Genomic DNA, 25,194 nt, shown 5'->3' with positions numbered 1-25,194 from the left:
CCGGCGCGGGCCGCCGTACCGGTCACGAGGGGGCGGTGAGGCGGACGCCGACGCCTCGGACGGTCTGGAGGTAGCGCGGCTGCTGGGCGGTCTCGCCGAGCTTGCGGCGCAGCCAGGAGAGGTGGACGTCGACCGTCTTGTCGGTGCCTCCGTAGGGGATCTGCCAGACCTCGGTGAGCAGCTCGCGCTTGGTGACCACCTGTCCGGCCCGCGCCGCCAGATAGTGCAGCAGGTCGAACTCGCGCGGCGTCAGGTCCAGCGGGGCGCCGTCGAGCGTCGCCTCCCGGGTCCGCGGGTCCACGCGCAGCGCCCCGACGGTCAGCGAGGTGTCCTCGGGGGCCGTGTCCACGCGGCGCAGCACGGCCCGGATGCGGGCGTCGAGCTGCGCGGCGCTGTACGGCTTGACCACATAGTCGTCCGCGCCCGCGTCGAGCAGGCGGATCATCTCGGCCTCCCCGTCCCTGGCGGTGGCCACGATGACCGGGACCCGGCTCACGGCGCGGAGCATGCGCAGCAGGTCGGCGCCGTCCATGTCGGGCAGGCCGAGGTCGAGCACGATGAGGTCCGGCCGGTCCTCCACCACCGACCGCAGGCCGTCGAGTGCGGTGGGGGCGGAGGAGACGGCGTGGCCGCGCTCGCGCAGGCTCCGGGTGAGGGAGCCGCGGATGGGGGCGTCGTCTTCGATGAGGAGCACGCTTGGCATTTGGCCGCTACGTTAGCCTTTCGCCGGTCTGCGGCATAAGTCCGTTATCCGGGCCTTAGCGATCCCTTAGCTTTCGCGGTGGGAGAGTGGGCGCGTGAACACCCGCCTCGTCCTCGCCGTCGCCGGATGGCTGCTGGCCGCCGCGCTCGCCACCGGAGCGGGGGTCGCGGTGCTCGGCCTGCTCGGCCGGCCGCTCGCCGGAACCGCCGGGCGGCCCATGTCGGCCGAGGAGATCCGCGTCGCGCTGGCCCGGGACACCCCTGCCGCGCCGTCCTCCGGCCCCGCCTCAGCAGCCGTACCGGCGCGGTCCCCCGCCGCCGTACCGGCACGCTCCCCGGGGCAGGCCACGCCGGGCGCCGGGCCCGTCACCGGCCGGAAGCTGATCTCGACCGGCGCGGGCAGCGTGATCGCCCGGTGCGACGGCGGCCTGGCGCGGCTCCAGTCGTGGACGCCCGGTCAGGGTTACGAGGTCCACGACGTCGATCCGGGGCCGGACGACCACGCCCGCGTGCGGTTCGAGTCGGACGAGGGCAGGGTCGAGATCGAGGTGCGCTGCGCCGGCGACGTCCCCGTTCCCCGAATCACCCACCACGACTGATCATCCGCCGTGGCCGACGCGGTGGTCAGCCCTCGCCGGTGAGCGCGGCGACGAGGTCGGCGGCCGTGCGGCAGCGGTCGAGCAGGTCGCCCACGTGCGCCTTGGTGCCGCGCAGCGGCTCCAGGGTCGGCACGCGCTGGAGCGACTCGCGGCCCGGGATGTCGAAGATCACCGAGTCCCAGGAGGCGGCGGCGACCGACTCGCTGTACTGCCGCAGGCACCGGCCCCGGAAGTAGGCCCGGGTGTCGGTGGGGGGCGTCTCCACCGCGCGGTCGATGTCCTCCTCGGTCACCAGGCGCTGCATCCGGCCCCTGGCGACGAGCCGGTTGTACAGGCCGCGGTCGGGGCGGATGTCGGAGTACTGCAGGTCGACCAACTGCAGCCGGGGGTGGTTCCAGGGCAGGTTGTCGCGGGTGCGGTAGCCCTCCAGGATCTCCAGCTTGGCGACCCAGTCGAGCTCACGGGACAGCTGCATCGGGTCCTCGGCGAGCCGGGTGAGCACCGACTCCCAGCGGTTGAGCACGTCCTTGGTGAGCTCGTCCACGCCCGAGCCGAAGCGGTCCTCGACGTACTTGCGGGCCTGCTCCAGGTATTCCATCTGCAGCTGCACGGCGGTCATCTTCCGCCCGTTGCGCAGCGCGATCTCGTACTTGCAGGTCGGGTCGTGGGACACCGCGCGCAGCGCCGCGACCGGCGACTCGGGGGTCAGGTCGATGGTGAGGAACCCCTCCTCGATCATCGCCAGCACCAGGGCCGTCGTACCGAGCTTCAAATATGTCGAAATTTCCGACATATTTGCGTCGCCGATGATCACGTGCAGCCGCCGGTACTTCTCCGGATCGGCGTGCGGCTCGTCGCGGGTGTTGATGATCGGCCGCTTGAGCGTGGTCTCCAGCCCGACCTCGACCTCGAAGAAGTCGGCCCGCTGGCTGATCTGGAAGCCTTCGGTACGCGAGTCCTGGCCGATGCCGACCTTGCCCGCGCCGCACACCACCTGCCGCGACACGAAGAACGGCGTCAGGTGCCTGACGATGTCGGCGAACGGCGTCGCGCGGCGCATGAGGTAGTTCTCGTGGCAGCCGTACGACGCGCCCTTGGCGTCGGTGTTGTTCTTGTAAAGCTGGATGGGGGCGTTGCCGGGCGTGGAGGACGCCCGCACGGCGGCGTCGTACATCACCCGCTCGCCCGCCTTGTCCCAGATCACCGCGGCCCGGGGGTTGGTGCACTCGGGCGTCGAGTACTCCGGGTGGGCGTGGTCGACGTACAGGCGCGCGCCGTTGGTGAGGATCACGTTGGCGAGCCCGAGGTCCTCATCCGTGAGCTGGCTCTGGTCGGCCACCTCACGGGCCAGGTCGAACCCCCGGGCGTCGCGGAGCGGGTTCTCCTCCTCGAAGTCCCACCGGGCCCGGCGAGCCCGGGCGGCCGACGCCGCCAGGTACGCGTTGACGACCTGTGAGGAGGTCACCATCGCGTTCGCTCCCGGTTGACCGGGCACGGCGATGCCGTACTCGGTCTCGATGCCCATCACCCGCCGAACCGTCATTCGCACCCCGCCTGCTTCAGGCCGTCGTAGTCATATCCGAGCCTAGCCCTTTCTCTATGCCCTGCTACCGAACAGTTACGGCACAGATGCCTCGGGACTTTGCACCGGAATGGTCGTCGCGGTCCGGGAGGCGGGGCCGCGGCCACGCTGGCGGGGCCTGCGGGAGCGGCCGAGCAGGGCCCCCAGCCTGGCCCGAAGCCATCGCTGACCCGGCTTGTCCACCAGCCGGTAGATCAGGTACGCGAGCACGATCGAGACCGCCATCGTGATCCCGGCGAGCGGCCACGGGTCCACCACGTCGCGGTACGCGGGGATCAGGACGGCCGAAACCGTCTGGTGCAGAAGATAGAGCGGATACGTCAGCGCCCCCAGAGCGACCAGGCGGCGCCAGCGCACCCACCGCAGCCAGCCGAGGGCGACCGCGGCCATCAGGAGGTAGACGAGCGTGATCGCGACGACGACGGCCTCCGGAGGCGCCGGGTACCGGGCGATGCCGACCAGGCGCACCCGCTCCCCCACGCGCTCCATGGCGGCGTACAGGGACATCCCGTAGCCGGCGGCGACCATCAGCCACGGAACCAGGGCCCCCGAGCGCGCCCCGAAGCGGTGGATCAGGAAGAAGGCCATGCCGGCGATGAAGTACGGCGCCTGCCGGGGCATGAAGACGAAGACGAGCGTCTCGTTCTGGGTGAACTCGGCCAGCAGCGCCAGGCCGGTCCAGGCCGCCAGGAACACCAGGCAGCGCCGCAGCGTGATCCCCACGAGGGAGAACAGCGCCACGAGGACGTAGAACCGCAGTTCCACCCAGAGGGACCAGAAGACGCCGCCGGCGTGGCCCACGCCGAACGCGCCCTGGAACATGGTCAGGTTGAGCAGGTACTCACCGTCGCTGAGCTTGGGGTCGAAACCGCCGACCCCGCTGAAGCGGTACATGATGAAGATCACGAGCACGGAGAACCAGTACGCCGGGTACAGCCGGGACACCCGGGAGACGGCGAACTCGCCGACGGTGTGCCCCCAGACGCTCATCAGGATGACGAAACCGCTGATGAGGAAGAACAGCTCCACGCCGAGGATGCCCAGCGTGGTCAGCCGGGCGACCGGCTCGAACAGCTTGGTGGGGAACTCGTCCCACAGCGATCTGCTGGCCGCCATGAAGTGGAAGGCCATGACGGCGAACGCGGCCACGAAGCGCAGGACGTCGAGCTCGACCAGGCGGCGGCTCCCGGCCGGTGCGGCCGCCTGCGGCGCCGAAACCGCGGCCGAAACCGGAGCGCTCTGCCGCATGGGCTGTCTGACGGGCTGTCTCACGGGAGTCACCCGCGCGAGCCAAGGACGATCATGCCATCTTTGACGTGATCACTCCCGGCTTCGGTTCCCTCGGACCGCGAACGTCACGGCAGACGACGCGCGTTCCGCCCCCGCCGGCGGTCCGGGCGAGGGGCCGGAAAAGCCGGAGGAGCGGCGCGATCTGATCGCGCCGCTCCTCGATGGCACCGGCCCGGCCGGGTGCCGGGTGCTACAGGTACTGACCGGTGTTGGCGACCGTGTCGATCGACCGTCCGGCCTCGGTGCCCTGCTTGCCCTGCACGAGCGTGCGGATGTAGACGATCCGCTCGCCCTTCTTGCCGGAGATGCGGGCCCAGTCGTCGGGGTTGGTGGTGTTGGGCAGGTCCTCGTTCTCGGAGAACTCGTCCACGCAGGCGGCCAGCAGGTGCGAGATCCGCAGGCCCTTCTGCCCGGTGTCCAGGAACTCCTTGATGGCCATCTTCTTGCCGCGGTCCACGATGTTCTGGATCATGGCGCCGGAGTTGAAGTCCTTGAAGTACAGGACTTCCTTGTCGCCGTTGGCGTAGGTCACCTCGAGGAAGCGGTTCTCCTCGCTCTCGGCGTACATCCGCTCGACCACCCGCTGGATCATCGCGGCGATCGTGCCCTCGCGGCTGTCGCCGTGCTCGGTGAGGTCGTCCGGGTGCAGCGGCAGGTCGTTGACGATGTACTTCGAGAAGATGTCCTTGGCCGCCTCGGCGTCCGGCCGCTCGATCTTGATCTTGACGTCCAGGCGGCCGGGCCGCAGGATCGCCGGGTCGATCATGTCCTCGCGGTTGGAGGCGCCGATGACGATGACGTTCTCCAGGCCCTCGACACCGTCGATCTCCGACAGGAGCTGAGGAACGATGGTGTTCTCGACGTCGGAGGAGACGCCCGAGCCGCGGGTCCGGAAGATCGAGTCCATCTCGTCGAAGAACACGATCACCGGGGTGCCCTCGGAGGCCTTCTCACGGGCCCGCTGGAAGACCAGGCGGATGTGCCGCTCGGTCTCGCCGACGTACTTGTTGAGAAGCTCGGGGCCCTTGATGTTGAGGAAGAAGCTCTTGCCGGACTGACCGGTCTTCTCCGCGACCTGCTTGGCCAGGGAGTTGGCGACGGCCTTCGCGATCAGCGTCTTGCCGCAGCCGGGCGGGCCGTACAGCAGCACGCCCTTCGGCGGGCGCAGCTTGTGCTCGCGGAACAGGTCGGCGTGCAGGTAGGGCAGCTCGATGGCGTCCCTGATCTGCTCGATCTGCCTGCTGAGGCCGCCGATCTCCTCGTAGGAGATGTCGGGGACCTCCTCGAGGACGAGCTCCTCGACCTCGGACTTGGGGATGCGTTCGTAGACGTAGTTGGAGCGGGGTTCGAGCAGGAGTGAGTCGCCGGCCCGCAGCGGCTGGTCCAGCAGCGAGTGGGCGAGCTTGACGACCCGCTCCTCGTCCGCGTGCGAGATGACGAGGGCGCGGCCGCCCTCCTCCAGCAACTCCTTGAGCATCACGATCTCGCCGACGTCCTCGTAGCCGAGGGCCTCGACGACGTTGAGCGCCTCGTTGAGCATGACCTCCTGGCCACGCTTGAGCGAGTCGACGTCCACGGCCGGACTGACGTTCACCCGGAGCTTGCGCCCGCCGGTGAACACCTCGATCGTGCCGTCTTCCCTCGCCTCGAGGAAGACACCGAATCCGGACGGCGGCTGCGCCAGCCGGTCGACCTCCTCCTTGAGGGCGACGATCTGGTCTCTGGCCTCCTTGAGGGTGGCGACCAGACGCTCGTTCTGGCCTGTGAGGGCGGCCACCTGCGCCTGCGCCTCGTGGAGACGCTCCTCGATGACCCTGGCCTGCCGGGGAGACTCGGCCAGCTTCCGGCGCAACGCGGTGATCTCCTCCTGCAGGAAGGAGACCTGTGTTGTGAGATCGGCGACCTCCCGTTCGCGCTGCGCGGCCCGAGCCTCAGCGTCGTCGCGAGCTGCCACGCCCCGTCACCTCCTTCCCCGTCGAGAACGACTACTCAAGACCCTACCTATCTTGGCGCTGTACGTAACCTGGCCGGGCAGTGTTCGTGTAGTTACGTTGGGTGTTCGGCGTTTGATACCTTATGGACCGATTGTTCGGGTCACCATTAGGAACACACCCAAATGTTCCCGTGTCACGTGGCTTTGCCGGGTTGTGGCCGAATCGTCACCCTTGTTCGATCCCCTCTCCGTACGCCCCCTTGGCGGGGCGCCTGCGCCGCGGCGGGGGCGTGACGCCGTCCGCCATGCGCCGGGCCGTGACGAGGAATCCCGTGTGGCCGACCATCCGGTGGTCGGGCCGTACCGCGAGGCCCTCGACATGCCAGTCGCGAACCAGGGTCTCCCACGCGTGAGGCTCGGTGAAACTCCCGTGCTCCCGCAGGGTTTCCACCGTTCTGGACAACTGGGTCGTTGTCGCCACATAGCAGCAAATAACTCCCCCAGGAGTAAGGGACTTCGCCGCCGCGTCAACGCACTCCCAAGGAGCGAGCATGTCCAGGATGACGCGATCCACGTCCGCCTCGTCGAGCGCGTCGACGAAGTCGCCGACCACCAGGCGCCACTGCCCCACGGGGCCGCCGAAGAACTTCTCCACGTTCTTCGTGGCGACCTCCGCGAAGTCCGCGCGCCGCTCGTAGGAGGTCACCTTCCCCTCCGGGCCGACCGCACGCAGCAGGAAGCAGGTGAGCGCGCCGGACCCCACGCCGGCCTCCACCACCCGGGCGCCGGGGAAGATGTCGGCCATGGCGACGATCTGGGCCGCGTCCTTCGGGTAGACCACCGCGGCGCCGCGCGGCATCGACACCGCGTAGTCGGCGAGCAGGTGCCGGAACGCCAGGTACGCCGTGCCGCCCGAGGACCGCACCACGGACCCCTCGGGCTGCCCGATCAGGTCGTCGTGCGGGATCGACCCCTTGTGCGTGTGGAAGACGCCGCCCTCTTTCAGCGTCACCGTGTGCCGCTTGTTCTTGGGGTCGGTGAGCTGGACCTGATCTCCGGCCCGGAACGGGCCGTGCCTGCGAAAACCCATGCGGAAAAGGCTAGTGCCGCGACCGACGAGATTTGCCCGACGCGACGGGGCAAAGATCGGCGGGAGGGGCACGGGGTGCCGCGACCGACGAGATTTGCCGCGACGGGGCGGAGATCGGCGGGAGGGGTGCCGGGCGGGAAACCACTGGCCGCCGCCGTGTCACTGCTGCTAACAATGGGACATGTTGCCCCAAGAGGCGATTCCCGCCGGACCGGCCGTTCTGCGCCTGCCGGTCGAGGGGGACGCCGACCAGATCGCCCGTGCCTGCTCCGACCCCGACATCGCGCGCTTCATCCCCTTCGTCCCGTCTCCGTACACACGTGACGACGCGCTGGCCTGGATCACCAAGGCCGTCCCGGCCACCTGGGAGAACGGCGGAGCCGACTTCCTCGTCGCCGACCCCGGGACGGGCGAGGTCCTCGGGACGGCCGGGCTGAAGCCGCCGGACCGGTTCGGCGTGACCGAGGTGGGCTACTGGCTCGCCCCGTGGGCCCGGGGCCGCGGCGTCGCCACGGCCGCCGTGCGGGCGCTCGCCGAGCGGGCCTTCGCCCGGGGCGTCCCCCGCATCGGGCTGATCGCGGAGGTCGACAACATCCCGAGCCAGCAGGTCGCCCACCGGTGCGGATTCACGCACGAGGGCGTGCTGCGCGCGGCCGGTTCGGCCCGCGGGGAGGCCCGCGCCGATCTGGCGGTGTTCGGGCGGCTCGCCTCCGACCCGGGCGACCCGATCGCGCCCTTCCTCCCGTTCTTCCCCGGAGGGTTCCCCGGCGGCTCGCTCACCGACGGGGTCGTCCGGCTCACGCCGCTGACCGCCGCCGACGCCGCCGACTACTTCGCGCTGGCGTCCGTACCGGACGTGATGGACTCGCACGTGCCGCCGGTGGAGCCGTCGTACGCCGGCAGCGAGGCCGTCTGCCGGTACGCCGGGCACCGGTGGCTGACCGGCCAGCGGGCCGACGTGGCCATCAGGGACGCCCGCACCGGCGAGTTCGCCGGGGACATCCAGCTCACCGGCGTCGTCCCGCCGCTCGGCCAGGCGATGCTCGGCTACAGCCTCCGTCCGGAGTATCGCGGCAGGGGCATGGTGACGCGGGCGGTGAACCTGCTGGTGGAGTGGGCGTTCGCGAACACGCCGCTGAGGCGGATCGTCGCCGGGACCACGCCGGACAACACCGCCTCGCACCGGGTGCTCGAACGGGCGGGATTCACCAGGGAGCACCTCGTCAAGGGGCTGCTGCCCGGCCCCGGAGGCACCCGCCTGGACGACGTCCAGTGGGCCAGGACACGCCCCTGAGCGGAACGGACCCCCCGCGCTCGGGCGCCGCCCGGAACCCGGCGCCCGAGCGCGGGCCGTCCGCGGCGCGGCACGCCCGGGTGGGCGTGCCGGCCACGCCTGCGCCGGCCGGTCCCTCAGCCGGCTCCGTACGCGGCCCTCAGCTTGGCGAAGGCGGCGTCGGTGCCCTGCAGGGCCCGGTCGATCTCCTCGTCGGTGTGCGCGGCCGACAGGAACCAGTTGTGCCAGGGATGGAGGTAGACGCCCTCCTCCAGACAGGCCCCGGCCCAGGCGATGCCCTTCTCCAGGGTGTCGTCGCCGTCGAAGGACAGCCACGGCACCTGCACCGGGCCGGTCTGGCGGACCACGAAGCCGTGCGCCGCCGCCTGGGCGGCGAGCCCCTCGCGCAGCCGCGTCCCGGCCCGGTGCATGAGCGCGGGCCCGTCGATCTCGCGCAGGATCTCGATCGTCGCCTTGGCGGCGGCCATGGCCGTGGCGGAGAACCAGAAGGAGCCGGTCGAGTACAGCGTCTGGGCCGCCCCGCGCAGCGCGTCGGTCCCGGTGACCGCCGCGATGGGGAAGCCGTTGGCCATCGCCTTGCTCCAGGCCGTCAGGTCGGGGCGCACGCCGAGCGGCTCCCACGAGCCGCGCAGGTCCAGCCGCCACCCGGCGCGTACGTCGTCGATGACCAGGGCCGCGCCGAGACGGTCGGCCAGTGCCCGCACGCCCCGGGCGAACTCCGCATCGGCGGGCTCCTGGTCCTCGAACGAGTCGTGCTTGAACGGCGTGACCAGGATGGCGGCGACGTCGCCGGCCGCCTGGGCCGCGGCGGCCTCGGCGCTCGCGAGGTCGTTGTAGGTGAACTCGATCGTGTCCGCCCGCTGGTTGGGGGTGACTCCGGACAGACCGGGCGTGCACCAGGGGTCGGCGCCGTGGTAGGCGCCGTGGGCGACCAGCGTCTTGGTCCTGCCCGTCGCCGCCCTGGCCACCATCAGGGCCTGGGTGGTGGCGTCGGTGCCGTTCTTGGAGAACATGGCCCAGTCGGCGGAGGGGATGAGGTCCACCAGGAGCTCGGCGAGCTCCACCATGACCGGGCCGGGACCGTTCAGGCAGTCGCCCGCCGCCTGCTGGGCCGCGGCGGCGGCCTCCACCTTCGGGTTGCGGTGACCGACGATCATCGGGCCCCAGCTGCACATCAGGTCGACGTACTCGCGGCCGTCGGCGTCCCACTGCCGGGCGCCCTCGGCGCGGACGAAGAACTGGGGGTAGCGGTCCCCGTGCAGGGCCGCGTTGAGGTGGCCGTACATGCCGCCGGGGATGACCTTGGCGGCACGGGCCCGCAGAGAGGCGTCGACGGACATGGGCGGCACTCCTGAACTCGGGGGAATCGGAGAGGTGGAGCCGGGGTCAGGCGTCCGGGGCGGGGTCGCCGGGGCGGAAGCCGTCCAGGCCCGCGTCGGAGCCGAGCCCGCCGGCGACCCGCGCGGCGACGGACGTGCCGAGGCGGGCGGCGCCGAGGACGTCCTCGCCGCGCAGCAGTCCGGCGGCGAAGCCGGCGCAGTACGCGTCGCCGCAGCCCGTGGTGTCGACCACCGGCACGTCCAGGGCGGGCACGCGGGTGACTCCGCCGGCGGTGGCGACGAGGCTGCCCGCCGGCCCCAGGGTGACGATCACGCCCTTCGGGCCCTCGGCGAGCAGCGCGGCCGCGGCCTCCTCCGGCGTCGGCGCCCCGCTGAGCATGAGCGCCTGCTCCTCGTTCGGCAGGAGGTAGTCGACGTGGGGCAGGAACGCGCGGACGCCGGGCATGAGGTCGGGCATGTTCGACAGCAGGTCCAGCGTGACGGTCGTGCCGCCCTCGCGCGCCTTGTCGAGCAGCGTGTAGAAGGCGGGATCGTGCAGGCCCCAGGTGACGTCCATGCCGCCGAGGTGCACCACCTTCGCGCCGGTCAGACGGCCGGCGTCGAGGTCGGCGGTCGCCAGCCCCAGGTTGGCCCCGGGCACGTGGAACGAGGGCCGGCCGCCGTCGGGACGGATGGGCAGGATCGAGGCCGCCGTCTGCTCCCCCGCCCTGCGCACCACGCCGTCCACGTCGACGCCGTGCCGCGCCATGATCATCAGGAGGAAGTCGCCCAGCTCGTCGTCGCCGACGGCGCCCATGGATGCGACCGGCACGCCGATCTTCGCCAGGGCCACGGCCGTGCCCGCGGCGGCGCCGGCCGCGGTGATGCGGATCTGCTCCAGCAGGTGGGTGTCCTGACCGGCCGGGATGGACTCGACCGGGCGGGCCAGGACGTCGACGATATGCACGCCGACCGTCACTACCGTCATGAGCGGATAATAGACGGGCGCCCGACTAAAATGTCAACCGAGGTGGTGGGCCATGCCGAAGATCGTCAATCACGAGGAGCGCAGGGGCGAGGTCGTCGCGGCAGCCCGCCGCGTCATCCTGCGCGAGGGCATCGAGGGCGCGACCACGCGGGCCATCGCCAAGGAGGCCGGATACTCCAACGGGGTGCTCACGCACTACTTCGCCGACAAGGACGAGATCCTGCTGTCGGCGCTGGAGGCGTCCCACCGCCGGATCGCCGACCGGCTGCGGGAGAAGCTGTCGGGCCGCACCGGCCTGGCGGCGCTGCGGGAGCTGCTGCTCGACAACGTGCCGCTGGACGAGGAGCGGGCCGGGGAGACCGGCCTGGAGGTGGGCTTCTGGGGGCGCAGCCTGACCAGCCCCGCGCTGCTCGAGGTCCAGCGGCGGGAGGCCGCCGAGCTCCGCTATCTGGTGACGAGCCTGCTCAGGTCCGCGGCCGAGGCCGGTGAGATCCGTACGGACGAGGACCTGGAGGACGTCGCGGAGCGGCTGCTCGCGCTCGTGGACGGGCTCAGCGTGCACCGGCTGCTCTATCCGTCGCACGTCACCGGCGAGCGGCTGGAACGGCTCATCATGGGCGAGATCGAGCGCCTGCGCGCCTGACCGCCGCCGGGAGCCGGCCAGGCCCCCGGCGGGTCTCACGGGTCAGGCGTTGCGGTGGGCCTCGTACCGCATCGTGCGCGAGACGCCGACGCGCACGGTCGTGCCGGGCAGGATCGGCACCGGCTCGTTCGGCGGGATGTCGTAGAAGTTGGGGTCGCCGGGCGGCTGGATCTGGGTGCCGTTCACCGAGCCCAGGTCGAGCAGGTTGACGTCCCAGCTGTCCAGGAAGACCCGCAGGTGACGGCGCGACACCGAGCCGTCGGGGCTGGTGACCCTGGCCGGCCTGGCCTCGCCCGACTGAACCTCGGGCGCGCGCTCGGGGTCGCGGCCCAGCAGGTAGTCGGCCTCCAGCGGCAGCGCCATGCCGTCGTCGAGCAGCAGCACCCCGAGCTGCGGCCGTGGCCCCTTGTACGGCACCACCGCCCGCTGGTCGATGGGGATGCCGCAGACCGCGCAGTACGGCGCACGCGGGTCGTTGAAGTGGTCGTTCTTGCAGTCGACGCCGTAGACCATCGGCCGCGGCTCCGGCTCGGGCGTCGCGTCCATCTGGGTCGGCTCGCCCGGGTCCTCGTCGGCGGGCGCGTGCGGCGCCTGCTCGAACGGCCCGCCCGGCGGACCGTCCGGCCCGCCGAAGTCATGCGGCCCGCCGAAGTCGTGCGGCCCGCCGAGGTCGTGGGGCGCCCCGAGGTCGTGCGGCCCGCCCCGGTCCTCGGCGGGCTCGGGCAGCGGGGGCATCGGCTGCGGCCCGGAGTGATGCGCCGGCCCGGGGTCGGGGAGGGCGGGCGGCAACGGCGGCAGCGGCTGGGAGACATGGGACGGCGGCTGGACGGGCGGCGGCGCGAGCGGCTGGGACGATCCCGGCGGCGCCTGCTCGCCCGACGGCCCCCCGCCGGGCAGCGGGCCCGAGAACGGCGACACGGGCGGCGGCGGCACGGGCGACGGCACGGGCGATGGCACAACGGGTCCGCGCGGGGCGATCGGCTCGGGAGCCCCGATGGGCGGCGGCTGGACGCTCTGCTGCTGTCCCTGATGCTGCGGCGGGCGCGGGGGCAGCGGCGGGAAGGCGAGATCGCCCTGCTGGGCGAAGTCGCACTCCAGCCCGGCCCCGGCGACCACGCCGCCGTCCAGCCGGGCGTACGGGCTCGACGGGCCCGCTCCGGGCAGGCGCAGCTCGACCCGGGACACCGGGCCGTTGACGAGACGGTCGGTCCAGGTCAGCGCGTCGTGCCCGGCGAGGCGGACCTCGCCGTCGGCCCCCGACACGGTGGCGTACGCGGCCCCGCTGACCAGCACGGCCACACCGCCCCCGGCGGGCCCGGCGACCGCGCAGGCCACCGGCTCCCCGCCGATCGACCTGTCCATGGCGCGCGCGAGGACCTGGGCCACCCGCCGGGCCAGCGCCCGGCCGTCGCCGCCCGTCGTGGCGGTCTCGCTCAGCGCGCCGAGCAGGTCCTCGACCGGCTGGTCGCCGCCGGTGGCGCACACGAGCAGCAAACCGTTCAGATGGGCGACCACGCCCTCCCCCGGCAGCGGGCGGACCACCCCCACGCCCTGTTCCGTCACAGAAGTTCTCCCTCCGGAAACGCCACCGGATGACCGGCACCATCGCCGGCACGCCGTGTGCCGGATCGATCCCCCCAGAAAGTAGCAAAAAAGAACGGTGAACCGGCCTGCGGGAGCGCGCGGCGAGCGACCGAACGGCGCCCGGCCCCGGTCTCGATCAGCACCCGGTGCCAGGCGGGCCGCCGGACGAGTGCGCGGGGCGCCCCGCTGGGGAGGCCGTTCCCCGGGCCGCGCTCACACACCGCTGAACATGCGGTTGACGTCGGCGGTGGCGAGCACGCCGTATATCTCCCCGCCCCGCTCGACGAGCAGATACTCCGGGGCCGGGGTGTCCCGCATGGCGTCGAGCAGGGACTCCCCCTCCAGATCGGCGCCGAGCACGAGCGAGGGCTCCAGGGCGCGCGACAGGGCGCCGACGTTCACCCACGGCCTGCGGTGCTCGGGAGTGGCGTTGACCGCGGCCTCGTTGACGATGCCGACCGGCCGCCCGTCGTGGTCGACCACCACCATGGCCCCGGCCCCCGCCTCCTGAGCCCGGCGCAGGCCCTCCGACAGCGGCACCTCGGCGGTGACCGGGATCGCCCGGCGGGCCAGCCCCCTGGCCCGCAGCTGTGGCAGCCGGGCCCGCACGCGGGCCACCCGCAGCGACTGGGACGCGCCGAACCAGATGAACGACGCCAGCACCACGGTCCAGAGCATGCTGCCCACACTGGGCTCCTGCCCGGCCATCAGGTTCATCAGAAGCGGCACCACGACCACCGCCACCGCCACGCCCCGGCCGACCCACGCGGCGACCAGCGTGCCCGTGCCCGAGTCACGCCTGACCTTCCACACGGCGGCCCGCAGCATCCGGCCGCCGTCGAGCGGCAGCCCCGGCAGCAGGTTGAACAGGCCGACGATCAGGTTGGACAGCCACAGCTGCCAGACGAGCACCTGCGCCAGGCCGCCCGGCGGCACGACGAACGCCTCCGCCAGGGCCCCGATGCCGGCCAGCCCCAGCGACAGCAGCGGCCCGGCGAACGCGACGGCGAACTCCCGGCCCGCCGTCTCGGGCTCGCGCTCGATCTCCGAGACGCCGCCGAGCATGTAGAGGGTGATCCGGCGCACCGGCAGCCCGTAGTGCTTGGCCACGACGCAGTGCGCCAGTTCGTGCAGCAGCACGGAGACGTACAGCAGGACGGCGAAGGCCAGCGCGACGGCGTACGCCGCGGTCTCGCTGAAGCCCGGCAGCATGTCGGCGAACTGCGGCTGGAAGCTGATCGTGATGAACGCCGCCACGATGAGCCAGGTGGGCGAGACGTAGACAGGGATGCCGAACGGCCGTCCCATCCGCAGTCCGGTGGACTCCTTGACAGGTGTGCTCATGTGGCCGCCTTCCCCTCCCACGCCCCTCGATGCTACGTGCCGGAGCGTGAGATCAGCCTAAGAGCTCGCCCGCCCGTCGCGCACCGTGCGATCGGCCACGCGGGGCGAGCGGGGGCGAGACGGGAGCGTTCTGTCGGCCCGGTGTCCTACAGTTCGGGCATGACCCTCGCCGAAGAGCGCGCCGTCATCGGGGCGCTTTCCCCCTCCCGGGCCGGTGACTTCATGACCTGCCCCCTGCTCTACCGGTTCAGGGTGATCGACCAGCTCCCCGAGCGGCCCTCGGCCGCCGCGGTCAGGGGCACGCTCGTTCACGCGGTGCTGGAGCGGCTCTACGACCTGCCCGCGGAGGCGCGGACGGTCGCCGCCGCGCAGGATCTGCTCGAGCCCCAGTGGCGGCGGCTGCTCTCCGAGGAGCCCGACTACGCGGGGCTGTTCGAGGACGACGGCGAGCGGGACGCCTGGCTGACGCAGGCGCGCGGCATGGTCGAGCGTTACTTCACGCTGGAGGACCCCCGGCGGCTGGAGCCCGCCGAGCGTGAGATGTACGTCGAGGTCGTGCTCGAAAGCGGGCTGCTGCTGCGCGGCTACATCGACCGCCTCGACGTGGCCCCGACCGGCGAGGTGCGGGTCGTGGACTACAAGACGGGCACGGCGCCGGGGCGCGACTGGGAGGCAAAGGCGCTGTTCCAGATGAAGTTCTACGCGCTCGCGCTGTGGCGGCGCAGCGGCCAGGTCCCCCGGATGCTCCAGCTCATGTATCTGGGGAACGGCGAGATCGTCCGCTACGTCCCGGACGAGGCGGACCTGCGGGCGACCGAGCGCAAGGTCGAGGCGCTGTGGACGGCCATCGAGCGCGCCGTGCGCACCAAGGAGTGGCGCGCCCGCCGCTCGCGGCTGTGCGACTGGTGCGACCACCAGGCGCTGTGCCCGGAGTTCGGCGGCACGCCGCCGCCCGTGCCCGACCGCGAGCCCGGGCTGTCCCCCCGCGTCAGCAGAAGGTCGGCCAGCGACGAACTGTGAGGCCGGACCGGCGGCGCGGCCCTCAGGCTCGGGCCGCTCACTCCCGCCGGTCGTGCCGGAGGCGCGCCGCGAGCACAGCCCCGTCGCTCGGACTCATCCGCGGGGAGGATGCGCATATCCGTCCCGGGCAGGGTGGACGCGGGCGGTGACCGCCTAGATTTGGTACGTGCGCACCACCCCCGGCAGTACGCGGTCCTGGCTCTGGGCCCATCCCCTGGTCTCCGACTCGATCCTCGCGGTGGTGCTGACGACCGCGTCCCTCTGGACGATCGTCGCCTTCGCCGAGCCCCCGTACGCCCGCCCCGCGGACGCGCTCAACCTGGCGCTGGCGGCCTCCTGCACCCTGCCCCTGACCCTGCGGCGGCAGCGGCCGTTCGTGCTGCTGGTGGCCACCGCCCTTCCCGGCGTGGGGCTGATCGCGCTCGGCTACAGCCCCGGCCTGAGCGGGATCGGCACGTTCGTCCTCCTCTACTCGGTGGCCGCCCACCGGGGGCTGGCGTTGAGCCTGGCCGCGCTGGCCGTCTCCTTCGCCACCTACGCCGCCATGGTCGCCGCCGCGCCCGTCCCGATCTCCTGGGCCAACCACGTGGTCATGACCACCGTCATGCTGCTGTGCTGGGTGTGCGGCCGGGCGCTGCGGCTGCGCCGCGCCTACCTCTCGGAGCTGGTCCAGCGGGCCGACCGGCTGGAGCGGGCGCGGGAGGCCGACACCAGGGCCGCCCGGGCGGAGGAGCGCTCCCGCATCGCGCGGGAACTGCACGACGTCGTGGCCCACCACGTCAGCGTGATGACGGTCCAGGCCGCCGCCGCCCGCAAGATGCTCGACACCAAGCCCGACGTGGCGCGGGACGCCCTCACCGCCATCGAGGAGATGGGCCGCACGGCGATGGCGGAGATGCGCAGCATCGTCGGCGTGCTGCGCACCGACGGCCCGGCCGAGCGCGCCCCGCAGCCGGGCATGCAGGACCTGCCGGCGCTGGTGGAGCAGATGCGCGAGGCGGGCCTGCGGACCCAGCTGTGGATCGAGGGCGAGCGGCGCGGCCTGCCGCCCGGGGTCGACCTCGCCGCCTACCGGCTCGTGCAGGAGGCGCTGACCAACAGCCTGCGGCACGCCGGGCCCTCCGCCCGCGCCTGGGTCACCGTACGGCACGAGCCGGACGAGCTGAGCGTCCACGTGGAGGACGACGGGCGCGGCGCGGCGGAGGAGTCGCTGCGGATCGGGGGCAAGGGCCACGGGCTGGTGGGCATTCGCGAGCGCGTCGCACTCTATGGTGGTGTTCTGCGGATCGGTCCCCGCACCGGGGGTGGCTTCGAGGTCCGCGCCCAGTTCCCGATCAACCACAGGCCCCTCGGTAACAGCCCCCTCAACCACAGGCCCCTCAACCACAGCCCGCTCAAGCAGAGCCCCCTCGAGGACAGAGCATGACGATCAGGGTGTCCCCCTCCACCCGGCGGCCCGCCGCCTCCCCCGTAACGGACGCATCATGACGATCCGGGTGTTGCTGGTCGACGACCAGCCGCTGCTGCGCACCGGGTTCCGGTTCATCCTGGAGGCGGAGCCGGACGTCACCGTCGTGGGCGAGGCGGGCGACGGCGCGGTGGCCATGGAGCAGTCCCGGGCCCTGCTGCCCGACGTGGTGCTCATGGACATCCGCATGCCCGGCACCGACGGCATCGAGGCGACCCGCCGCATCGTGCGAGAGGCCGCGCCGAGCGCGCACGTGCCGAAGGTGCTCGTGCTGACCACGTTCGACCTGGACGAGTACATCGTGGAGGCGCTGCGCGCGGGCGCGAGCGGGTTCCTCCTCAAGGACGTGCCGCCGGACGACCTGGTCCAGGCGATCCGCGTGGTGGCGGCGGGCGACGCGATCGTGGCGCCGAGCGTCACCCGGCGGTTGCTGGACAGGTTCGCCAGCCGACTGCCCTCCGCGCACCAGCAGGCCACCCCGGCGCGGCTCGACCGGCTCACCGAGCGCGAGCTCGAGGTGCTGCGCCTGATCGCGAAGGGCATGTCGAACGCCGAGATCGCCGCCCAGCTCGTGGTCAGCGAGACGACCGTGAAGACCCACGTCGGCAACGTGCTGACCAAGCTGGGGCTGCGCGACCGGGTCCAGGCCGTCGTACTCGCGTACGAGACCGGCCTGATCGTCCCCGGCGCCTTCTCCTGACCGCCCGGCGCGGCGTCGCCGGGCCGGGGGCGTGGCCGGCGGCCACGCCCGGGCTCAGTCCGCGGGCGCCGCGGCCGGCTCCTGCGGCGCCGCCGCCGCGCTCCCGGAAGGCGCGTTCTCCGGGAAGTGGCAGGCCGCCTGGTGGCCGGGGGCCAGCGTCAGCAGCGGCGGCTCGACCTGCCGGCAGATGTCCTGCGCCTTCCAGCACCGGGTGTGGAACCGGCAGGCGGGCGGCGGGTTGAGCGGGGAGGGCACGTCGCCCTGCAGCCGGATGCGGTCCCGCTCCTTGCGCCGCTTCGGGTCCGGGATCGGCACCGCCGACAGCAGCGCGTTGGTGTACGGATGCATCGGCGCCTCGTACAGGCCCTTGCGGTCGGCGATCTCGACGATCTTGCCGAGGTACATTACCGCGACGCGGTCGCTGATGTGCCGGACCACCGACAGGTCGTGCGCGATCACCACGTACGTGAGGTCGAGCTCGCTCTGCAGGTCCTCCAGCAGGTTGACGACCTGGGCCTGGATCGACACGTCGAGCGCGGAGACCGGCTCGTCCGCGATGATCAGCTTGGGCTTGAGCGCGAGCGTCCTGGCGATGCCGATGCGCTGCCGCTGGCCGCCGGAGAACTCGTGCGGGTAGCGGTTGTAGTGCTCCGGGTTGAGGCCGACCAGTTCGAGGATCTCCTGGACCGCCTTCTTGGTGCCCTGCTCGGTCTTGATGCCCTGGATCCGGAACGGCGCGCCCACGATGGCACCGACCGTGTGCCGGGGGTTGAGCGAGCTGTAGGGGTCCTGGAAGATCATCTGCACGTCCCTGCGCAGCGGGCGCAACCGGCCCTGGGACATGTGCGAGATGTCGTTGCCCTCGAACACGATCGTGCCGCCGGTGGGCTCGATCAGCCGGGTGATGAGGCGTCCGGTGGTGGTCTTGCCGCATCCCGACTCGCCGACCAGGCCGAGGGTCTCGCCCTTCATCACGTCGAAGCTGATGCCGTCGACGGCCCTGACCGCGCCGACCTGCCGCTTGAGCAGGCCCTTCGTGACCGGGAAGTGCTTCTCCAGCCCCTGTACGGACAGCAAGGGCTCCTCGTTCACGAAGCCTCCAGGTTCGGCTTGATCTCGTTCTCCCAGATGGCGCGCCTGCGCTCGCGCGTCAGGTGGCAGCGCACCAGGTGGCCGCCCTCGGTCTCCAGCAGCTCGGGGACCTCCGTCTTGGCCCGCCCGGCGGTGCGCTCCTCGAACGCGCAGCGCGGGTGGAAGGCGCAGCCGGACGGCACGTTGATCAGCGAGGGCGGCGAGCCCTTGATCGGCAGCAGCCGTTCCGTCGGCTCGCGGTCCAGCCGCGGCATCGAGCCGAGCAGGCCCCAGGTGTAGGGGTGCTCGGGCCGCTCGAAGATGTCCTCGGACGTCCCGTACTCGACGCACTTGCCGCCGTACATCACGAGGATGTCGTCGGACAGCTCGGCGACGACGCCGAGGTCGTGGGTGATGACGATCAGCGCGGCGTTGAAGTCGCGCTGCAGGTCGCGCATCAGGTCGAGGATCTGCGCCTGCACGGTCACGTCGAGCGCGGTCGTCGGCTCGTCGGCGATCAGCAGCTCGGGGTCGCAGCTCAGCGCCATCGCGATCATGGCGCGCTGCCGCATGCCGCCGGAGAACTCGTGGGGGTAGCTGTCCACGCGCCGCTCCGGCTGCGGGATGCCCACCCGGCCGAGCATGTCGACCGCGTGCTTGCGCGCGACCTTCTTGCTGACGTCGTTGTGGATGCGGTACGCCTCGATGATCTGCTCGCCGACCGTGTAGAACGGGTGCATCGCCGACAGCGGGTCCTGGAAGATCATCGCCATCTTCTTGCCGCGCAGCCCCCGCACGTGCTCCTGGCTGGCGCCGACGAGTTCCTCGCCGTCCAGCCAGATCTCGCCGGAGATGCGGGCGCGCCCGCCCTTGTGCAGGCCGAGGATGCCGAGGCTGGTCACGCTCTTCCCGGAGCCGGACTCGCCGACGATGCCGAGCGTCCTGCCCCGCTCCAGCGAGAACGACAGCCCGTCGACGGACTTGACCAGGCCGTCGTCGGTCGGGAAGTGGATCCGCAGGTCCTTCAGTTCCAGGAAGCTCATCCCAGCCTCACCCTCGGGTCCACGACGGCGTACAGGAGGTCGACGATCAGGTTCGCGAAGACCACGAAGAACGCGGCGACGAGCGTCACGCCCATGACCTTCGGCAGGTCCTGGTTGGTGATCGCGTCGATCGCGTACTTGCCCATGCCGGGCAGCGAGTAGGTGCTCTCGGTGAGCACGGCGCCGCCGAGCAGCAGGCCGAGGTCGAGGCCGAAGATCGTGAGGATCGGGGTGAGCGCGCCGCGCAGGCCGTGTTTGACCACCACCCTCCGCTCGCTCAGGCCCTTGGCCCGGGCGGTGCGGATGTAGTCCTCGTTCATCGTCTCCAGCATGCCCGCCCGGGTGAGCCGCGCGTATCCCGCGGCGTACAGGAAGGCCAGCGTGATCCACGGCAGGATCAGGTTGTAGGCCCACATCGCCGGGTTCTCGTCGAACGGCGTGAAGCTGCCGCCCGGGGCGGTGATGCGGAAGGGAGTGCCATAGCTGAAGACGACCAGCGAGACGATGCCGGTGAAGAAGATGGGCAGTGACACGCCGGCCAGGGCGACGCCCATCGCGGCGCGGTCGAACAGGCTGCCGCGTCTCAGCGCGGACAGCACGCCGGTCGCCACACCGGCTATCACCCAGATGACGGCGGCCCCGATGGCGAGCGAGAGCGTCACGGGCAGCCGGTCCATCAGGTCCGGCCAGACCGGGAGCCGGGTGAGGAAGGAGTATCCGAAGCAGGGCGCCGGGCAGTGCTCCACGCCGGGGCCGTAGTCGTAGTCGGCGCCGGCGACGATGCCCTTGGCGAACCGCCCGTACTGCACGATCAGCGGATCGTTGAAGCCGAGCTTGTCAGCCGCGATCTTGACCTGTTCCGCCGAGGCGGTGCGCCCAACGTAGCGCGCGGCCAGGCTCTCGGAGGTGGCGCCCGCCAGGCGGGGCACCAGGAAGAAGATGCCGAACGTGATGATGCTCACGATGGTGAGCATCACCACCGCCCAGATCAGCCGCCGGATGATGTATGTGACCACAGTCCCCCCGGCTCCGGGGGCCGGTCCCGTGGGACCGGCCCCCTTGCCGCGTTCACGCGTCTATCGGATCTGTCTGGTCTCGGTGGACGCTTACTTGACGCCCATGCCGAGGTAGTCGTACATGCCGTACGCGTCGTTGACGAAGATGTTCGTCGCGTTCTTGCTCCGCACGAGCAGGGTCTTCGTCCACACGTTCGGCAGGATGAAGGAGTCCTCCATGACCTTCTTGTCGATCTGGGTCCAGATCGCGTTGCGGGCGTCGGTGTCGGTCTCCTTCATCGCCTGGTCGATGAGCTTGTCGACCTCGGGGTCCCGGACGCTGATGTTGGAGGAGCCGCCGGTGTCACGGATGACGCGGCTGTCGACGATCTGCTGCAGGAAGCCGAAGCCGTCGGGCCAGTCGGACTGCCAGCCGTTCATGGCCAGGCCGATCTTGTTGTCCTTGGCGTAGCCCGGCTTGCCGGCGTACAGGGCGAAGTAGTCCGCCTGCGGGAACGGCTTGAGCGTGAGCTTGATGCCGACCCGGCCGAGCGACTGCTGCAGCGCCTCGGCGGCCTGCTTCTCCTTCGGCCGCTCGGCGCGGTAGGAGATGTTGGTCTCGAAACCGCCCGGCTGGCCGCAAGCGGTCAGCGCCTCCTTGGCCTTGTCCAGGTCGCCCTTGTTGTCGGCGCCCGGCGGGTAGAGGTTGAAGTCCTCGTGGCCGGGGATCGCCGGCGGCAGCAGGCTGGTCGCGATCTGGCCGCCGGAGAACTCGCCGCCCCAGGCGGTCTGGAGGGCCACCTTGTCCGTGGCGTACTGGACGGCCTTGCGGCAGTCGATGTTGTCGAGCGGCGCCACGTTGCCGTTGATCGAGGTGTACCAGAGGCGGGTGCTGGTCGGGTTGTCGGAGTTCGCCTTCATCGCGGGGTCGGGCAGGACCCGGCCGAGGGCCGCCGACTGCACGCCGATGCCCGCGACGTCGACGTCGAGGTCGCCGGCGATGATCCGGTTGTCGATGTCGTCGGCGTTGACGTTGGTGGAGACCTCGTAGCCGTCCGGCAGCGCCTTGCGGTTCGGGTCGGTCGCCGGGTCCCACTGGTCGTTGCGGACCAGCGTGAAGCCCTTGCCGATCTCGTTCTTCTCGAACTTGTACGGCCCGGTGGAGATGATGTGCTCCTTGTACTTCGCGCCGGTGTCCTTGTCCTTGGGGACCGGGATCGTGGCGGGAAGCTGGGCGAAGTAGTCGAAGTTGCTCAGCGGCTGCTTGAGGTGGAAGACGATCGTGTAGTCGTCGGGCGTCTCGATCGCGCTGTCGGTGTTGACGTCCTTGGACTTGTACGCGCCCTTGTAGTCCTTCGGCCAGTCGAGGAAGTCGTTGAAGTAGGTGTATCCGTCGGGGAACACCTCCTTGTCGAACGACCGCTCCACCGCGTACTTCACGTCCTTGGACGTGACCGGGGTGCCGTCCTCGAACTTGATGCCCTTCTTGAGCTTGTACGTCCAGGTCTTGGCGTCGTCGCTGGGCGTGCCCAGGTCCTCGGCGAGGTCGGGGGCGAGCTGGTTGCCCTCCTTGCCCACGGCGGACTTGAACATCAGCAGCGACCGGCCGTACAGGCGGATGAAGTTCCAGGAGTAGCCGTAGTAGGTGTCGCCCGGGTCGAGGGAGTCCCAGTCACCGCCGTTGGCGAACTTGAGGATGCCGCCCTTCTTGTCGGACGGGTTGACCACCCCCGTCAGGGCGGCGTTGAACTCACCCGTGGCGTTCGCGCCGGCCGCGGCGCCGCCGGAGGACGACGGCGTGCTGCTGCCCGAACCGCCGCCACAGGCGGCCACGGCGAGGGCGAGCACGGCGCCGGTGGCCGCCACACCCAGTCTTCTTATCTGCATTTGCAAACCCCTTGGTGATAGGAGCCGGGGGACTTTTACGGGAAAGGAAGGGGCTCAACGAGCCTTCGGGTCGAGAGCGTCCCGCAGGCCGTCGCCGAACAGGTTGAACGCCAGGACCGTGATGAAGATCGCCATGCCGGGGAAGAACATGAAGTGCGGGATCGTGTAGAACCGCACCGCGTCCGACAGCATGCCGCCCCAGGTGGGGGTGGGCGGGCGCACGCCGACGCCGAGGAACGACAGCGCCGCCTCGAACAACACGTTCGTGGGGATCAGCAGCGTCGAGTAGATGAGGATCGGCGCCACCAGGTTCGGCAGCAGCTCGCGGAAGATGATGTACGGCCCCCGCGCCCCGAGGCTGCGCGCCGCGTCCACGAACTCCCGCTCACGCAGCGACAGCGTCTGCCCGCGGATGATCCGCCCGATGTACGGCCAGTTGAAGAAGCCGATGATGAACACCAGCAGCGAGACGCGCAGTGTGTCGCCGGTGAGCCCGAACGCGGAGTCGGGGACGATGCCCGCCAGCGCGATCGCGAAGACCAGGATCGGGAACGCCAGGAAGACGTCCATGGCCTTGCTGATGATCGAGTCCACCAGACCGCCGAAGTATCCCGCGGTGACCCCGAGCAGGGTCCCGATGACCACCGAGAGCAGCGTGGCCAGGAACGCGATGAGCAGCGAGATCCGCGCGCCGTACACGACCCGGCTGAAGATGTCGCGGCCGTTCACCGGCTCGATGCCGAACAGATGGTCGGCGCTGATGCCCGTGCCCGTCTTGGGCGCCATGGTGGAGGAGTCGATCAGGTCGGAGTTGAACTGCGTGGGATCCTGCCCGAACGCTCCGGCGATCACCGGGGCGAAGACGGCGACCAGGATCAGGAAGATGACGATCAGTCCGCCGGCGAGCGCGACCTTGTCGCGCTTGAGACGCATCCAGGCGATCTGACCGAGGGACCGGCCCTGGATCGCCTGGCCTCCCGCCCCTTCGACGACCGCCGGCGTGGCCTGCGTGTCCCCACCGGTGACGTCCATCGGCGCGGTCATCGATCCTCCTTCGCCCTGCCCGAGCCGACCGCGTCCGCGGTGACATGCTCGGGGAAGCCCGGGATCGATCCGGTGGCAGAGAAGCGGTGGCCGCTCACGACCTTGCCTCGCACGGCCATTTGGTGCTGGCCCCCTGGATCCCAGACGACATTGTCCGTAGGGGGTTCGCGTGGTGTGCGACCCCCGGAGGCAGAATCTATGGTCTGAGCTGGGCTGACCAGTCCCCAGAGGCGGCCTGTGGCTCAACTGTGATTCACGCGAAACTCATTCGTGTTGATCTTGAAGAGTTTGTCGGAGTCGCGTGCCGATTGTGTCTTGGGACTGTGACATTGCACTGGCCGGTAACTTGGTCCCACGATGTGGGATTCTCAGCTGATCCCGCGGCGCTTCAGGATGTCCTCGATGTCCGAGAAATCATCCCCAGCGGGCTGTTCGACCTGACGTGGTGCCGTCTTCCCGGTCTGTGCTGTTTTAGGCGTGGCTGTTTTGGGCGTGGCGGACCGCTCGGGTGCCGCGCTGGCGCCGCCCGGCTCCGGCTGTGCCGTACGCACCCGGGACAGGGCACGGCCGCGCAGCGTGCCGGAGACGACGAACAGCAGCGCCGACAGCCCGGCCAGGATCACTCCGGCCCAGACCGAGGGCGACAGGACCAGGCCGGTCACGAAACCCACCGCCGCCGCGCCGATGTTCCAGAGCGTCTTCAGCGCGCCGGTGAGATAGGCGGCCAGCGGCAGCAGGGACCAGGCGGTGGCCCGCAGGCCGGCGGTCACCCCCCGGCGCCGGAAGGCCAGATAGCTGAGCCCGACTCCCACCGCGGTGAGGCCTGCGCACAGCGGCAGCCAGGCGATGTCGGTGAATGTCATGAGGGGCCCCCTTAATCCACGGTGTACCCCCATCCTGGCACCCGCGACGCGATCATGCGGGGGACCGCGCTACCGGACGAGCGCCCGCAGGAAGTCGACGTCCACGTCGAGCAGCGAGGGCATGACGACCCGCCCGGGCGCCTGGGCGATCGGCAGGACGCCCGGCACGGCGACCACCCGGCAGCCCGCCGCGGTCGCCGAGGCGACGCCGTTCGGCGAGTCCTCCAGCGCGACGCACCGCTCCGGGTCCACCGACAGCAGCCCGGCCGCGGTCAGGTACGGCTCCGGGTGCGGCTTGGTGTTCATGACGTCGTCGGCCGTGACGACGATCTCGAAGTGCTCCCGGCCCACGGCCTTCAGCACGGCGTCGGCGATGATCCGCAGCGACGAGGTGACCAGCGCGGTGCGCACCCCGTGGTCGCCGAGCCCGCGCAGCAGGTCGAGCGCTCCCGGCATGGGTTCAACGCCTCTCGACAGGCGGCTCTCCATCCCGTCGATCAGCCACTCCCCCACCACCGCGGGGTCGGCGTCGGCCTGCGTCAGCTCCAGCATGTACGCGACGGTGCGGTCCCAGGAGCCGCCCACGAGCTGCTCCTGGTGCTCCGGGCCCCAGGATCCGCCGAGGCGGGTGACCACCTCGGTCTCGACCTCGAACCACACCCCTTCGGTGTCGACGAGCAGCCCGTCCATGTCGAACAGCACGGCGTCCACGTGGCCCCTTCCCCCGGTGAGACC

The 25,194-nt window shown here is 71.1% G+C and carries 22 protein-coding genes; 6 read left to right on the top strand and 16 right to left on the bottom strand.

What is annotated here, in order from left to right; translation table 11 throughout:
- Positions 1–22 precede the first annotated feature (22 nt).
- Entirely contained in the window at positions 23–703 is a 681-nt protein-coding gene (locus tag HHX30_RS13520; RefSeq protein ID WP_169982275.1) for a response regulator transcription factor, read from the bottom strand.
- 94 nt (positions 704–797) lie between these two features.
- Between HHX30_RS13520 and HHX30_RS13515 the strand changes: the two genes are divergently transcribed.
- Positions 798–1,301, top strand: coding sequence for a septum formation initiator (locus HHX30_RS13515; protein WP_169982274.1), 504 nt, complete (start codon positions 798–800; stop codon positions 1,299–1,301).
- 25 nt (positions 1,302–1,326) lie between these two features.
- On the opposite strand, the gene dop is transcribed toward HHX30_RS13515, so the two are convergent.
- The 4 genes from dop to HHX30_RS13495 all read right to left on the bottom strand — a co-directional run bounded on the left by dop (position 1,327) and on the right by HHX30_RS13495 (position 7,196).
- On the bottom strand, positions 1,327–2,844 hold the full coding sequence (gene dop / locus HHX30_RS13510; RefSeq protein ID WP_169982470.1) for a depupylase/deamidase Dop: 1,518 nt from the start codon (positions 2,842–2,844) through the stop codon (positions 1,327–1,329).
- 75 nt (positions 2,845–2,919) lie between these two features.
- On the bottom strand, positions 2,920–4,155 hold the full coding sequence (locus HHX30_RS13505; protein ID WP_311922354.1) for an acyltransferase: 1,236 nt from the start codon (positions 4,153–4,155) through the stop codon (positions 2,920–2,922).
- A gap of 208 nt (positions 4,156–4,363) precedes the next feature.
- Positions 4,364–6,127: a proteasome ATPase gene (arc, locus tag HHX30_RS13500; RefSeq protein ID WP_169982273.1), complete on the bottom strand. Its 1,764-nt coding sequence runs from the start codon at positions 6,125–6,127 to the stop codon at positions 4,364–4,366.
- Between the two features lie 205 nt (positions 6,128–6,332).
- Positions 6,333–7,196, bottom strand: a complete 864-nt coding sequence (locus HHX30_RS13495; protein WP_169982272.1) for a tRNA (adenine-N1)-methyltransferase — start codon at positions 7,194–7,196, stop codon at positions 6,333–6,335.
- A gap of 181 nt (positions 7,197–7,377) precedes the next feature.
- Between HHX30_RS13495 and HHX30_RS13490 the strand changes: the two genes are divergently transcribed.
- Positions 7,378–8,490 carry a GNAT family N-acetyltransferase gene (locus HHX30_RS13490; RefSeq protein WP_169982271.1) on the top strand — a complete coding sequence of 371 codons (1,113 nt, stop codon included), beginning with the start codon at positions 7,378–7,380 and terminating at the stop codon, positions 8,488–8,490.
- A gap of 116 nt (positions 8,491–8,606) precedes the next feature.
- Here the strand turns inward: HHX30_RS13490 and HHX30_RS13485 are convergent, their stop codons facing one another.
- Entirely contained in the window at positions 8,607–9,830 is a 1,224-nt protein-coding gene (locus HHX30_RS13485; protein ID WP_169982270.1) for an aminotransferase class III-fold pyridoxal phosphate-dependent enzyme, read from the bottom strand.
- 46 nt (positions 9,831–9,876) lie between these two features.
- Positions 9,877–10,797, bottom strand: a complete 921-nt coding sequence (locus HHX30_RS13480) for a carbohydrate kinase family protein (RefSeq protein ID WP_169982269.1) — start codon at positions 10,795–10,797, stop codon at positions 9,877–9,879.
- Between the two features lie 52 nt (positions 10,798–10,849).
- On the opposite strand from HHX30_RS13480, the gene HHX30_RS13475 reads away from it, so the two are divergent.
- Positions 10,850–11,440, top strand: a complete 591-nt coding sequence (locus tag HHX30_RS13475; RefSeq protein ID WP_169982268.1) for a TetR/AcrR family transcriptional regulator — start codon at positions 10,850–10,852, stop codon at positions 11,438–11,440.
- Positions 11,441–11,482: 42 nt separating this feature from the next.
- Here the strand turns inward: HHX30_RS13475 and HHX30_RS42655 are convergent, their stop codons facing one another.
- Entirely contained in the window at positions 11,483–13,003 is a 1,521-nt protein-coding gene (locus HHX30_RS42655) for an FHA domain-containing protein (RefSeq protein WP_169982267.1), read from the bottom strand.
- A 234-nt stretch (positions 13,004–13,237) separates the two neighbouring features.
- Positions 13,238–14,368: a site-2 protease family protein gene (locus HHX30_RS13465; RefSeq protein ID WP_169982266.1), complete on the bottom strand. Its 1,131-nt coding sequence runs from the start codon at positions 14,366–14,368 to the stop codon at positions 13,238–13,240.
- Between the two features lie 159 nt (positions 14,369–14,527).
- Between HHX30_RS13465 and HHX30_RS13460 the strand changes: the two genes are divergently transcribed.
- The 3 genes from HHX30_RS13460 (at position 14,528) to HHX30_RS13450 (ending at position 17,556) form a co-directional block, all read left to right on the top strand.
- On the top strand, positions 14,528–15,388 hold the full coding sequence (locus HHX30_RS13460; protein WP_169982265.1) for a PD-(D/E)XK nuclease family protein: 861 nt from the start codon (positions 14,528–14,530) through the stop codon (positions 15,386–15,388).
- Between the two features lie 166 nt (positions 15,389–15,554).
- Positions 15,555–16,814: a sensor histidine kinase gene (locus HHX30_RS13455; protein ID WP_169982264.1), complete on the top strand. Its 1,260-nt coding sequence runs from the start codon at positions 15,555–15,557 to the stop codon at positions 16,812–16,814.
- 58 nt (positions 16,815–16,872) lie between these two features.
- Entirely contained in the window at positions 16,873–17,556 is a 684-nt protein-coding gene (locus HHX30_RS13450) for a response regulator transcription factor (protein ID WP_169982263.1), read from the top strand.
- A gap of 54 nt (positions 17,557–17,610) precedes the next feature.
- Here the strand turns inward: HHX30_RS13450 and HHX30_RS13445 are convergent, their stop codons facing one another.
- From HHX30_RS13445 to HHX30_RS13415, 7 genes are all read right to left on the bottom strand, one after another.
- On the bottom strand, positions 17,611–18,648 hold the full coding sequence (locus HHX30_RS13445) for an ABC transporter ATP-binding protein (RefSeq protein WP_169982262.1): 1,038 nt from the start codon (positions 18,646–18,648) through the stop codon (positions 17,611–17,613).
- The gene (locus tag HHX30_RS13440; RefSeq protein ID WP_169982261.1) at positions 18,645–19,670 is read right to left on the bottom strand and encodes an ABC transporter ATP-binding protein; all 1,026 of its coding nucleotides are present in this window, start codon (positions 19,668–19,670) and stop codon (positions 18,645–18,647) included. The genes HHX30_RS13445 and HHX30_RS13440 overlap by 4 nt, the downstream gene beginning before the upstream one ends.
- Positions 19,667–20,686: an ABC transporter permease gene (locus HHX30_RS13435; RefSeq protein ID WP_169982260.1), complete on the bottom strand. Its 1,020-nt coding sequence runs from the start codon at positions 20,684–20,686 to the stop codon at positions 19,667–19,669. Before HHX30_RS13435 ends, HHX30_RS13440 begins: the two co-directional genes overlap by 4 nt.
- Positions 20,687–20,776: 90 nt before the next feature.
- Positions 20,777–22,552, bottom strand: coding sequence for an ABC transporter substrate-binding protein (locus tag HHX30_RS13430; RefSeq protein ID WP_169982259.1), 1,776 nt, complete (start codon positions 22,550–22,552; stop codon positions 20,777–20,779).
- Positions 22,553–22,606: 54 nt separating this feature from the next.
- Positions 22,607–23,596 carry an ABC transporter permease gene (locus tag HHX30_RS13425; RefSeq protein ID WP_169982258.1) on the bottom strand — a complete coding sequence of 330 codons (990 nt, stop codon included), beginning with the start codon at positions 23,594–23,596 and terminating at the stop codon, positions 22,607–22,609.
- A gap of 368 nt (positions 23,597–23,964) precedes the next feature.
- On the bottom strand, positions 23,965–24,459 hold the full coding sequence (locus HHX30_RS13420) for a cellulose synthase (RefSeq protein WP_169982257.1): 495 nt from the start codon (positions 24,457–24,459) through the stop codon (positions 23,965–23,967).
- A 69-nt stretch (positions 24,460–24,528) separates the two neighbouring features.
- Positions 24,529–25,170, bottom strand: coding sequence for an HAD family phosphatase (locus HHX30_RS13415; protein WP_169982256.1), 642 nt, complete (start codon positions 25,168–25,170; stop codon positions 24,529–24,531).
- Positions 25,171–25,194: the final 24 nt, after the last annotated feature.

The organism is Microbispora sp. H10836 (genome assembly GCF_012999525.1).
In the GTDB taxonomy this organism is placed as follows: domain Bacteria; phylum Actinomycetota; class Actinomycetes; order Streptosporangiales; family Streptosporangiaceae; genus Microbispora.
This window is presented reverse-complemented; position numbering and strand designations above follow the sequence as displayed.

Excerpts from the sequence above, each read along its gene's own strand:
- HHX30_RS13520 (WP_169982275.1), bottom strand. The coding sequence starts at position 703 with ATGCCAAGCGTGCTCCTCATCGAAGACGACGCCCCCATCCGCGGCTCC.
- dop (WP_169982470.1), bottom strand. The coding sequence starts at position 2,844 with ATGACGGTTCGGCGGGTGATGGGCATCGAGACCGAGTACGGCATCGCC.
- HHX30_RS13495 (WP_169982272.1), bottom strand. The coding sequence starts at position 7,196 with ATGGGTTTTCGCAGGCACGGCCCGTTCCGGGCCGGAGATCAGGTCCAG.
- HHX30_RS13490 (WP_169982271.1), top strand. The coding sequence starts at position 7,378 with ATGTTGCCCCAAGAGGCGATTCCCGCCGGACCGGCCGTTCTGCGCCTG.
- HHX30_RS13485 (WP_169982270.1), bottom strand. The coding sequence starts at position 9,830 with ATGTCCGTCGACGCCTCTCTGCGGGCCCGTGCCGCCAAGGTCATCCCC.
- HHX30_RS13480 (WP_169982269.1), bottom strand. The coding sequence starts at position 10,797 with ATGACGGTAGTGACGGTCGGCGTGCATATCGTCGACGTCCTGGCCCGC.
- HHX30_RS13475 (WP_169982268.1), top strand. The coding sequence starts at position 10,850 with ATGCCGAAGATCGTCAATCACGAGGAGCGCAGGGGCGAGGTCGTCGCG.
- HHX30_RS13465 (WP_169982266.1), bottom strand. The coding sequence starts at position 14,368 with ATGAGCACACCTGTCAAGGAGTCCACCGGACTGCGGATGGGACGGCCG.
- HHX30_RS13460 (WP_169982265.1), top strand. The coding sequence starts at position 14,528 with ATGACCCTCGCCGAAGAGCGCGCCGTCATCGGGGCGCTTTCCCCCTCC.
- HHX30_RS13450 (WP_169982263.1), top strand. The coding sequence starts at position 16,873 with ATGACGATCCGGGTGTTGCTGGTCGACGACCAGCCGCTGCTGCGCACC.
- HHX30_RS13440 (WP_169982261.1), bottom strand. The coding sequence starts at position 19,670 with ATGAGCTTCCTGGAACTGAAGGACCTGCGGATCCACTTCCCGACCGAC.
- HHX30_RS13430 (WP_169982259.1), bottom strand. The coding sequence starts at position 22,552 with ATGCAGATAAGAAGACTGGGTGTGGCGGCCACCGGCGCCGTGCTCGCC.
- HHX30_RS13425 (WP_169982258.1), bottom strand. The coding sequence starts at position 23,596 with ATGACCGCGCCGATGGACGTCACCGGTGGGGACACGCAGGCCACGCCG.
- HHX30_RS13420 (WP_169982257.1), bottom strand. The coding sequence starts at position 24,459 with ATGACATTCACCGACATCGCCTGGCTGCCGCTGTGCGCAGGCCTCACC.